Source organism: Ruegeria sp. CJ6 (assembly GCF_056536665.1).
The window spans coordinates 174,961-185,852 of the sequence record NZ_JBQFQB010000007.1; the positions used below are offsets into that span (position 1 = coordinate 174,961).

Genomic DNA, 10,892 nt, shown 5'->3' on the forward strand with positions numbered 1-10,892 from the left:
TCTCAGCTTAAATCCGATCGATTTACCGCACAACATATACTGACGTGTGCGAATGCCTCACGACGCGCGCCGCATTCGGACCAAGCAAATAGTCTTTCAAGTCAGGCTTATGCGCGCCGATCACGATCAAGTCCGAGCCCGCGCCTTCCGCGGTTTTGAGAATCTCCTGATAGGCGCTGCCAGTTGCCACCACATGACGGACCTTGGCGTTGCGCTCTTCCCCCAGCGTGGCGGCGCAGAGGGCGACCAGCTTTTCATGAGCCTCTTCAATCACCTTTTCGTGGTGGTGGGGCTCAAAAAAACTGCTGACAAAGCCTTCGCCATAGTCAGGTGTCACGGTCACGACATCCAGCCGCGCGCCATCCATTTCGGCCAGCGCTGCGGCGCGTTCAAGGACAGCAACATCAAGATCGCCATTGCTGATATCCACGGCGCACAGAATAGCTTTGGTCATGCGGGTTCTCCCTGTTTTGCGGCACGGCCGCGCTGGAGGAAGGCGACAAGACCCAACAGGATCAGCGCCGGGATAAAGATCAGCTCTTTCGCGGGCTGGCTTTGCGGGGCCTGAATGCTGGTGATGCGAACGGCATCGTCAGCATAATAGTCGAACATGTCCAGCTCATCCGCGACCGGCGTACCGAACATCGGCTCGTCGAGCTTGACCAGACCATCCTCTTCCAGCGTCATCAGCCCTAGGGCGTCGACACGCGCTGTGCCGTCGGCCCCTTCCGGAATGTCCAGAACCACGGTGGTTTCGGTCATATTGCCGGTGTCAAAGTCAGGACCTGCAACCTCGATCCGCATGGTGCTGCCCGGTGCGGCCTCACCCACGGCCTGCGTCAGCTGTGCCGGTTCGATCTGCGCAAAGGGCGGTGCGATGCGGTTCATGAAGAAATCCGGACGGAACAGCGCAAAGGCGATCAGAATCAGCGCCACGCTTTCATAGATGCGGTTCTTGGTCAGGAACCAGCCCATGGTGCCGGCAGTGAAGATCAGGATCGCGATGGTCGCAGAGACGGCCACCAAGATTCCCCGTACCCAGCCCACATCGATCAGCAACAGGTCAGTGTTGAAGATGAACACGAAAGGCAGTGCCACGGTGCGCAAGCTGTAGAAGAAGGCGGTAAAGCCCGTCTTGATCGCGTCCCCGCCCGAAACGGCGGCGGCGGCAAAGCTCGCCAGACCAACCGGCGGTGTCACATCAGCCATGATACCGAAGTAGAACACGAACAGGTGCACCGCGATCAGCGGCACGATCAGCCCATCCTGCGCGCCCAATTCCACGACCACACCCGCCATCAGCGAGCTGACCACGATATAGTTCGCCGTGGTCGGCAATCCCATCCCGAGGATCAGGCTGAGCAGACCCACCAACGCCAGCATGGCGATCAGGTTACCGCCTGACAGGAACTCGACCAGATCGGCCATCACTTGGCCCACCCCGGTCAGCGTCACGGTGCCCACGATCACACCCGCAGTGGCGGTGGCCAGCGCGATACCAATCATGTTGCGCGCGCCGTCGATCAGACCATTCCACAGGTCGACGACACCGGCCTTGAAGGCATTCGCGGTGTCACTTTCACCCCGGAAGATCGACTTGAGCGGTTTCTGCGTCAGCAGGATCACGAACAACAGCGAAGTCGCCCAGAAGGCTGATAGGCCCGGTGATTTCTGTTCGATCATCAGGAAATAGACCAGCACGATGATCGGTAGCAGGTAATGCAGACCGGCCTTGTAGATTTCGGCAATTACCGGCAGTTCAACCTCTTTGGCATTAGGATCGTCAGGCACCAAGTCCTCTACTCCGGAAGCCAGCCAAAGCAGGATCAGATAGGCCAAAACGATCAGCGCCGACAGGACCAGACCCGACGCATCGGGCATGAGCGCGACAATCGCTTTGATCGGGTACTGGATGCCATAGCACAGCCCGGCAAAGCCCACGAAGAACAGCGCCATTCCACCGATTGTGCGCCCCATCGAAACGACGCGGTCGCCCAGCGTCGGCATGTTCCGCTTCACCGCTTCAAGGTGTACAATGTAGACGAGCGCGATGTAAGAAATCGCAGCGGGCAGGAAGGCGTGGGTGATCACCTCAACGTATGAGATGCCCACATATTCCACCATCAAGAAGGCAGCAGCGCCCATCACCGGTGGCATGATCTGGCCGTTCACGGATGAGGCGACCTCAACCGAGCCCGCTTGTTCGCTGGAAAAGCCCACACGCTTCATCAGTGGGATAGTGAAGGTGCCGGTCGTGACAACGTTCGCAATGGACGAGCCCGAGATCAGGCCCGTCGCCGCAGAACCAACAACAGCCGCTTTAGCCGGGCCACCGCGCAGGTGCCCCAGCGCGCCAAAGGCCATCTTGATAAAGTAGTTGCCCGCGCCCGCCTTATCCAAAAGCGCGCCGAACAGCACGAAGAGGAAGACGAACTTGGTTGAAACGCCCAGCGCGATGCCAAAGACGCCTTCGGACGTGATCCACATATGGCTCATCGCCTTTTGCAGGCTGGCACCTTTCCAGCGGATCACCTCGGGCACCCACTCGGAGGAACCGAAGAAGACGTAGGCCAGAAAGATCGTAGCGATGATCGCCATTGCCGGGCCAAGCGCGCGACGCGCGGCCTCGAACAACAACAGCAGGCCAACAAGAGCAAACCACTTGTCCGTATCGTCTGCGAGACCGCCCGCATCGACGATCTTTTGATAGAAGAAATAGCCATAGAGGGCCAGAAATGCGCCCACGATCCCCATGATCCAATCCTGAATCGGGATGTAGTTCCGCGGGCTGGATTTCAGTGCCGGATAGGCCGAAAAGGCCAGGAACATCGCAAAGGCCAGATGAATCTGGCGTGAGTTGTTCACTACACTGCCCGGCAGCAGATAATTCGATAGGGGAGAGGCCAGAACGACCTGAAACACCGACCACAAAACCGCAACGATCGCCAGAAACAGCCCGACATTTCCCGCCGGATCACGCGCGCCTGCATCTGATGAGGCAACCAGTTCCTGAAGCTCTTCTTCGGAAAGAGGGCGATTGCCCTGTGTGTCGGAACTCATGTTGGTATCTCCCTGTCCTTCGGCCTTGGTTTTTGCGGCCGTCTTGTCTCCGGTTTAGCCCGGATATGAATCGGGGCGCCCCGAAAGGCGCCCCGTGTCAGGTCTGGTTACTGAATCCAGCCTTTTTCTTTGTAGTACTTCTCAGCGCCCGGATGCAGCGGTGCCGACAGGCCATCCGCAATCATTTCTTCCGGTTTCAGGTTGGCAAATGCCGGGTGCAGCTTTTTGAAGTCATCGAAGTTCTCGAAGACCGAGCTGACAACCGCATAAACCGCGTCTTCCGACACGTCAGCCGAAGTCACGAAGGTTGCACCAACACCAAATGTCGAGGTGTCACCATCCGAACCACGATACATGCCACCTGGGATGGTTGCGGTACGGTAGAAGGAGTTGTCACCAACCAGCTTGTCAACCGCGTCGCCGCTGACGTTCACCAGAACCGAGTCACAGGCGGTGGTTGCTTCCTGGATCGAACCCGATGGGTGACCAACGGTGTAAACCATCGCATCGATCTGGTTGTCGCACAGGGCAGCGGACTGTTCAGCCGCCTTCAGCTCGGTCGCCAGTTCGAAATCGTCGGTGGTCCAACCCATTTCGCCCAGCAGCACTTCCATGGTGCCACGCTGACCGGAACCGGGATTGCCGATATTGACGCGTTTGCCCTTCAGGTCTTCGAAATTCGAGATACCCGCGTCGGCACGCGCCACAACCGTGAACGGCTCTGGGTGTACCGAGAACACGGCACGCAGGTTCTCAAACGGGCCGGCTTCTTCGAATTTCGAGCTGCCGTTGAACGCGTGGTACTGCCAGTCCGACTGTGCCACCCCAAACTCAAGCTCGCCTTCGCGAATGGTGTTGATGTTGTAAACCGACCCCCCAGTCGACTCCACCGAACACCGGACCCCGTGCTCTTTCCGGCCCTTGTTGACCAGACGGCAGATCGCGCCACCCGTCGGGTAATAGACACCCGTAACGCCGCCAGTTCCGATCGTGATAAATTCTTCAGCATATGCCGCTGGTGCCATCAGGGCCGCCGCGGCAAATGCGGTGATTGAGGTTTTCTTGAACACTTTGACACTCCTGTTGTCAGTCTTTTTTGATCTGTGGGGTGCCTGAAACCTTTCAGAACACAACAGAAAAAATCGCACTGGAATCAGGCCCCCCGATGATAAAGAGGAAAGCGAAACCAAACAGCAGGTGTCTATACGGTAGATTACGTATAGGCTTGGATTCAGATATAGGGGAAAGAGGGTAACTGATCACATTCTGTGACTGTGATACCGACCCGTGCAGAAGGTCGTTTGGACAAGAATTGAACTACGCAGGGCAACAAGAAATACGCCAGGACCACACTGAGCCAGCCCGCAGGCGAAGATCGCTGCGCGCCACGCTTGCGCTGTGTTTGGGTGGGCTGCAGTTCATCGCCATCCTTTCGGTGATCCTGTCGACCTTTGTCAGCTCGGAGAACGCGCTGTTGCGGCAATCCCGAACATCGCTGAACGAAGTCAGTGTCAATGTCATCGGCCAAGTCAAAAGTTTTCTGAACCCCGCCCGGCAGGCCTTGGATGCAACTCGGCGACTTGCTGAAAATGACGTACTGGATATCAGCGATCCTGGCGTATTGGAAAGCCATTTTTTTCAGCAGCTACAGGTCGCGCCTCAACTCGCAGGGATGTATCTGGCCGATGCGACGGGCAGGTTTGTCTATGTCATGCGCGCGGAAGAGCCCGGACGTTATCGCACCAAGTTCGTTCCGCCATTCCTGCCCGGCACCGCGGAACATCCCGCCGATTTCCATTGGCGCAACGATCAGTTCACATTGCTGGAAACGGCCACTACCCAGACTGACACCTATGAGGCGCGCACCCGGCCTTGGTTCAGAATGGTGACCGAAGCCAAAGCACCGATCTGGACAGAGCCTTATATCTTCTTCACCACGCGCCAGCCGGGGATCACTTATAGTGTCCCCATATTGGACGATACCGGAGCTATCCGTGCCATTTTGGGTGTCGATATCCAGATCGACGCCCTGTCGGGATTCCTGCTGGACATCTGGTCGGAACGACGCGGTGCCGCGCTGGTTCTGAACGAAAATGGCGCGGTGCTGGCGCATCCAACGCTGGTGCTGATCCGGCAGGAAGCACATATGGAAGCGCCCGAGCTGACGCGTGTGGACCAAATCGCAGACCCCATCGCGCAAAAGGCGTTCGGAGATGTCGTGCAAACCGGTCTGAGCGACACGGAAGGACCGGTTCATACCGATTTCCAGCTGAACGGTCAGGACTATGTGGCGATGCTGATCGAGGTGTCCGAGCCGGGGCTGCGTTGGTTGATCGGGCTTTATGCGGCCGAGGACAACTTTATTGGCGAGATCAAGAAGAACCGGACGCAAGGCGTCTGGATCGCGCTTGCCATTGCCATTCTGACGGGCGCAATTGGTTTGGCCATGGCCGACCGGATCTATGCCCCTGTGCGCACCTTCGCCAGCCAGAGCCAGCAATTGCGCAGCGGAGAGATCACCACCGAAGAAGGCCTGCACAGCCCCTATCGCGAGCTGGAAGATACCGGTGCGGCTCTGACTCAGGAAGTTCGGCAACGGCAACGGTTCGAAACCGCCTATGGCCGCACCTTCGATCTGGCCTCGCGCGGGATGGCGCAGATCTCGCCCGAAACGGGGCGGTTTCTGCGGACCAACGAACAGCTGTGCGATATCATGGGATATCAGCCGGATGAATTGGAGAAGATGACGCTGGCCGACATCCTGCCGGAAGATGAACAGCAGATCGCGGTCAAGTTTCGCGAAACCCTTCTGCAGGATTCCGAGTTCATCGCCGAGAACCAGTTTATTCGAAAAGACGGATCCCCCATCTGGTTGCGGGTCAATGCCATCCTCATCCGCGATGAAAGCGGGACCCCTGATCATGCGGTTGCCATTATCGACAACGTCAGCGATCGAAAGCAGGCCGAGGATGAAGTAAGCCGCCTCAGCCGCGATCTGTCCCATGTGGCACGGGTCAACCTGATGGGCGAGATGGCCTCGGGGCTGGCGCATGAGCTGAACCAACCGCTAAGCGCGATTTCCTATAATGTCGACGCCGCGAAGATCACGCTGGATGAAATCGGCGATCCCGATCCTGAGGTGATAGAAATCCTTTCGGATATCGACCGCCAGTCGCGCCGTGCGGGCGACATCATCCGCGCACTGCGTGATGTGGTGCGTAAGGATCGCGGACGTCAGACTCCGTTTGAACTGAACGGGTTGATCCGGCAAACCGTCAGCCTGATGGACGCCGAGGCGAAGTTACACGAGATCAAGCTGCTTTATGAAGAAACCGACCTTCCTCTTGTCATCGGAAACCGGACACAGATCGCGCAGGTACTGGTTAACCTGTTGCGCAACGCGATCGACGCCCTGGCCCTGGATCCGGATGGCAAGGGTAAAATCACCATCACTACAAAGACCAGCGATGAACTGGTCGAGGTGCGGGTTGAGGATAACGGGCCCGGGATTAGCGATGGTGTCACCTTGTTCAACTCGTTTGACACCCAGAAGACCGACGGGATGGGGCTGGGCCTGTCCATTTGTCGGACCATCGTCAAAGCCAATGACGGAGCCATTTGGTACGAGCCTACTGAGACGTCCGGGGCGCGCTTCTGTTTCACCCTGCAGCGCCGCGATCAGCCCAAGGAGGATCACGCATGACCTTTGAGCCGCTGGTCGTCTATATCGTCGATGACGATGAAGATGTGCGCGTCGCCTTATCACGCTCGCTCAGCAAACGCGGACTAAGGGTCGAGCATTTTGCCGATGCGCAGACATTTCTGAATCAGGTGCATGAGGACGCAAAAGGTTGCCTGATCCTGGACTATGGCATGCCCGGCATGGACGGGCTGGAATTGCAGGAACATCTGAACCGGCGCGAGTCGACCATACCGGTCATTTTCATCTCGGGTCATGGCGGCATTCCGGAATCCGTGCGGGCCACCAAGGCAGGTGCAATTGATTTTCTGGAAAAACCCTTTGACCTGCAGGTGCTGATCGAACGGATACAGGCCGCGTTTGAAATAGGCGACCGTCTGCGCGCCGAGAAATCGCGACGTCAGATGCTTGCGGATAAGCGCAGACTTTTGACCGACCGCGAGGAGCAGGTCCTGCAACATATTCTGACCCACCCCGCGCGCACGTCGAGCAAGGAGATCGCAACTGCCTTGGGTATCAGCCCCCGCACGGTAGAAATTCATCGCGGGCGCATCCAGCAGAAGGTCGGCGTGAAAACCACGATAGAGCTGTATGAACTGTTCGGGCAGATGCAATGATCGCAAGCCTGATGATGTATGCCCGCCCTCAGCTTGATGAGGCACATCTGCGATACTGGAGCCTCATCCGTGACAATCTGAACCGCGCCGGGATCGAGAGCCCTGAGCATCTGTCGCAGGACGTCGAGGAATTCTCGGTCTGGCAGCACCCGGAACTGGTGCTGAGCCAGACTTGCGGCATGCCTTACCGGACATGGCTGCACGATAAGGTCGCGTTGGTTGGCACGCCAGACTATGGTCTCGACGGGTGCCCGCCCGGCTATTACCGCAGTGCTCTGGTCGTACGCGCCGATGATCCACGCACAAATCTGATGGCGTTTCGGGAAGCGGTGTTCGCTTACAACCAGACATTTTCGCAATCTGGCTACGCCGCGCCTTATTGGCATCTTGAGCCGCATGGCTTCTGGTTCAAGCACCGTGTGCAAACCGAAGGTCACCTGAGGTCGGCGCATGCCGTTGTGGAAGGTCACGCAGATATCGCCGCCCTTGATGCGGTTTCTTGGCGATTGATGGCTGAGTATGAAGAGTTTGCCGCATCTCTGCGGGTGTTAGAGTGGACGGACCCGACGCCTGGCCTGCCATTGATCACTGCGGAGGGTAACGATCAGCAAGCGATTTTTACAGCGGTTGAACGGGCAATTGCGCAGTTGGATGATGCGGATCGTACTGCCTTGGGGATCAAAGGTCTCGTGAGGATTCCGGCCGAACGTTATCTGGACGTGCAAAACCCGCCGGGATCGGTTTAGTCGTCTTGTGTGCCGGTGTCGCCGGCGACAGCCGGTGTCACATAATGGCTTTGGTCGCCCTTAATCAAAATCGGTGGGCCGGGTTGTTTAAGCTGCGGAACGACGCTTTCAACGCCGAGACCGCGCGTTAGGTCTGTCGCGCGACTTCCTCCGAGACCGGCTCGGCCTTTCCCTCGATCAAGTCCTCTTCGACCGGCTCTTCAGGTGACTCTTCAGCACTTTCTTCAGGTTCCTCTGCCTCTTCAGCCTCTGATTGATCCTCAAGCGCGCCAACGATCAGAGGCAGCATGTGCACACCCGTCGCACTAGCAATCTCGGGCGTCTGAGGCGTCTGCCAGCTGAGCGTATCGAAGCTACCGCAGTTCTGGCATACCGGTCCCCATTCAGGCTGAATGTCGTGGCAATTGGTGCAGACCCATTGCGGCCCGCGCGGTGCGTTCAACGCCTTGGCCAGCCAACCCTGAACCACCGCGTCCGAGGCGCCCTCGCCCCGTTCAATCGCAGCCATCAGCGTGTAGGCCCGTGCATCCCCCTGCTTTTCGACAACATCACCCAGCGCGCGTCGCGCTTCGGGGAAGTCTTCGGCTACGATGTTCAGCTCGGCCAAAATCAGGCGTGTTTCCATATTATCTGAATGAATGCGGGTCAAAGCGGTGAACCGCTTGATCCGCTGTTCAGGTGTTTCGTCTGGCACAATCTCGGCAAAGGCATGGGCCAGATCGGGGTGAGGTTGCACTTCCCACGCCTTTTTTAGAATCTTGGTTGCTGCACGCGGTTTGCCCTTTTCGATATAGGCGCGCGCGGCCATGGCGGCTGCCGGGACAAGATCGGGTGAAAGGCGGTTTGCCTCAATCGCATGTTCCTGCTGTTCGACCGTCGCCGTGTCGTCCAGCAGCACTTTGGCCTCGGACAAAGCCAGGACTGCGTCGCGCCGCTTGAACACATCGCGCGGCAAATACCCGGCCTTCAGCTTCGAGGTCAACGTGGACCGCGCACCGGCCCAATCCTGCGCCTTGGTCTGCAGGTTCAACAGCACATCCTGCGTTTCTTCATGCCGGGGTTTGAGGGCCAGAGCCTTCTCGGCCAGCTTGCGCGCGGTTTCATCATCGCCTTCGGCCAGCTTTTGCTTCATGATCCCGCGCACACCGACAAATCGCGTGGCGTTGTTGGTGACCAGCTTCTTGTAAGTCTCGGACGCTTTCTTGGTATCACCGGACATCTCGGCTGCCTGCGCCACCAGCAAATTGGTCAGTTCCGGATTGTTCAGCAGCTTCTCGGCCTTATTGGCCTTGGTCATCGCCACGCGCCCCTCACCCGAGGCCAGCGCCATCAACCCGTCCGCCAGCGCCTGATATCCTCGCTTTTCCCGACTGCGATCGAAATAACGTGAAAGGGCGGTTTCATCACCGTTTAGGAATTTCAGCGTGGCGATCAGCAGCGTAAGCAGCTTGAAGAACAACCAGACCGCAAACACCAGCACGCCCAGCGCGATCACTGATTGCAGCGGGCCCAGTGTGTATTCGGTGCCTGCGACGGTGATCTGCACGCCGCCGGATGATTCCATCAAGAACCCAGCACCCATGGCCAGCAGGCCGATAATCGCAACAAAAACAAGGATCTTTAACAATGACCACAGCATGGCAGGTCCTTCAGTTCGAGTTCAGGCTTGAAGCAAGCGTGTTTGCGGCCTCGACGGCTGAGACCCGCGTCTGCGCCGCCTGCGCCCAATCCGCCAATGCGGTTTGTGCCGCTTCGGGCAGGGATTTCAATTCGGTCAGCGCCTTTGAGACATCACCATCCGCCAACGCCGCCTGAGCACGCGACAGGACCGCGTCCGGATCGTCGCCCTCTTGCGGGGTCACCGACCGCGCGCCTGTCTGGCGCTGCAAGAAAGCAACCAAGCCGGTGCCTTTATCGGCATCACGGGCATCCGCCAGTGCGGCGCGGGCTGCGGGGGCAAACGAGCTGCGCAGCGCCGAAAGCGTCTCAACTCCGTCCTTCGAAGATGCAGCCAAAGCATCGGGTACATCGACACCACCGGCTTTCAGTTCAGAGACCAAATCTTCATAGGGTTGACCGGCATCCAATTGACCATGCAAACGCGACAGGATGGCAGCGTTGGTCGCCGCGCGCGCTTCGGCCGAAGCTTTAGCCTCTAAAGCCTGCGCGTCTGAGACCATCTTTTCCACTTCGCTACGCTGAGCGGCCAGAGAATCCTGTAGTTTCTTCAATTCTGCCTCGAACGCGGCTGTGGCCTCGGGCGAGACATTTGCTTCAAGCGGCTGCTTCTCAAGCGCGGTCAGGCGTTCCTCAAGCGGGTCGACCTTGCCGGTCAGGCCATCAACACTGCTCTTCACGGCAGTCAGATCGCTTTCGACCGGAGCAAGCTTATCCGACAACGCCTTGATCTGATCTGACAAGCCCGAGACATCGGGGCCTTCAGCAAGAGTTTTTGTCAGTTGGGCAATCTGATCGGATTGTTCCGCCAGCTTCGACTCGAGCGCGGAAATTGCGTCCGAGCTATCTGCTCCTTGAGACAATAACCCGCTGTTGCCTGCAGCAAATCCGAGGCCTGCAGCAATAACCCCGCCCAACAAAGCCGGAACAAACCCACCGCGTTTTTCGACTGTGCGTTCGATCAGCTTTTCTTCGGTCGGCTCGGCCCTGTTCAGGGCTTCGGCTTCGGCTTCGGCTTCGGCTTCGGCTTCGGCTTCGGCTTCGGCTTCGGCTTCGGCTTCGGCTTCGGCTTCGGCTTCGGCTTCGGCTTCG

8 protein-coding genes are annotated in these 10,892 nt (G+C 58.2%); 3 read left to right on the forward strand and 5 right to left on the reverse strand.

Annotated elements, in window-relative coordinates; all coding sequences use genetic code 11:
* Positions 1–22 precede the first annotated feature (22 nt).
* The 3 genes from ACR0BT_RS18795 to ACR0BT_RS18805 form a co-directional block, all read right to left on the reverse strand.
* A complete protein-coding gene (locus ACR0BT_RS18795; protein WP_480615813.1) occupies positions 23–454 on the reverse strand; it encodes a universal stress protein in 432 nt (143 codons plus the stop codon).
* Positions 451–3,060 carry a TRAP transporter permease gene (locus ACR0BT_RS18800; RefSeq protein WP_480763818.1) on the reverse strand — a complete coding sequence of 870 codons (2,610 nt, stop codon included), beginning with the start codon at positions 3,058–3,060 and terminating at the stop codon, positions 451–453. Before ACR0BT_RS18800 ends, ACR0BT_RS18795 begins: the two co-directional genes overlap by 4 nt.
* A gap of 107 nt (positions 3,061–3,167) precedes the next feature.
* The gene (locus tag ACR0BT_RS18805; RefSeq protein ID WP_170397937.1) at positions 3,168–4,130 is read right to left on the reverse strand and encodes a TAXI family TRAP transporter solute-binding subunit; all 963 of its coding nucleotides are present in this window, start codon (positions 4,128–4,130) and stop codon (positions 3,168–3,170) included.
* 242 nt (positions 4,131–4,372) lie between these two features.
* Here ACR0BT_RS18805 and ACR0BT_RS18810 point away from each other — a divergent pair, with 242 nt between their 5' ends.
* The 3 genes from ACR0BT_RS18810 to ACR0BT_RS18820 are packed head-to-tail and all read left to right on the forward strand — an operon-like array spanning position 4,373 to position 8,123.
* Entirely contained in the window at positions 4,373–6,763 is a 2,391-nt protein-coding gene (locus tag ACR0BT_RS18810) for an ATP-binding protein (RefSeq protein ID WP_480763819.1), read from the forward strand.
* A complete protein-coding gene (locus ACR0BT_RS18815) occupies positions 6,760–7,377 on the forward strand; it encodes a response regulator transcription factor (RefSeq protein WP_170397932.1) in 618 nt (205 codons plus the stop codon). Before ACR0BT_RS18810 ends, ACR0BT_RS18815 begins: the two co-directional genes overlap by 4 nt.
* Entirely contained in the window at positions 7,374–8,123 is a 750-nt protein-coding gene (locus ACR0BT_RS18820) for a phosphate/phosphite/phosphonate ABC transporter substrate-binding protein (RefSeq protein WP_480763820.1), read from the forward strand. The genes ACR0BT_RS18815 and ACR0BT_RS18820 overlap by 4 nt, the downstream gene beginning before the upstream one ends.
* 127 nt (positions 8,124–8,250) lie before the next feature.
* Here the strand turns inward: ACR0BT_RS18820 and ACR0BT_RS18825 are convergent, their stop codons facing one another.
* Together ACR0BT_RS18825 and ACR0BT_RS18830 are read right to left on the reverse strand one after the other, a co-directional pair.
* Positions 8,251–9,762 (reverse strand): heme biosynthesis HemY N-terminal domain-containing protein, encoded by a 1,512-nt coding sequence (locus ACR0BT_RS18825; RefSeq protein ID WP_480763821.1) that lies wholly within the window; start codon positions 9,760–9,762, stop codon positions 8,251–8,253.
* Between the two features lie 10 nt (positions 9,763–9,772).
* A partial coding sequence (locus ACR0BT_RS18830) for a COG4223 family protein (RefSeq protein ID WP_480763822.1) occupies positions 9,773–10,892 on the reverse strand: 1,120 nt, incomplete at its 5' end.

Excerpts from the sequence above, each read along its gene's own strand:
- ACR0BT_RS18795 (WP_480615813.1), bottom strand. The coding sequence starts at position 454 with ATGACCAAAGCTATTCTGTGCGCCGTGGATATCAGCAATGGCGATCTT.
- ACR0BT_RS18800 (WP_480763818.1), bottom strand. The coding sequence starts at position 3,060 with ATGAGTTCCGACACACAGGGCAATCGCCCTCTTTCCGAAGAAGAGCTT.
- ACR0BT_RS18815 (WP_170397932.1), top strand. The coding sequence starts at position 6,760 with ATGACCTTTGAGCCGCTGGTCGTCTATATCGTCGATGACGATGAAGAT.
- ACR0BT_RS18820 (WP_480763820.1), top strand. The coding sequence starts at position 7,374 with ATGATCGCAAGCCTGATGATGTATGCCCGCCCTCAGCTTGATGAGGCA.
- ACR0BT_RS18825 (WP_480763821.1), bottom strand. The coding sequence starts at position 9,762 with ATGCTGTGGTCATTGTTAAAGATCCTTGTTTTTGTTGCGATTATCGGC.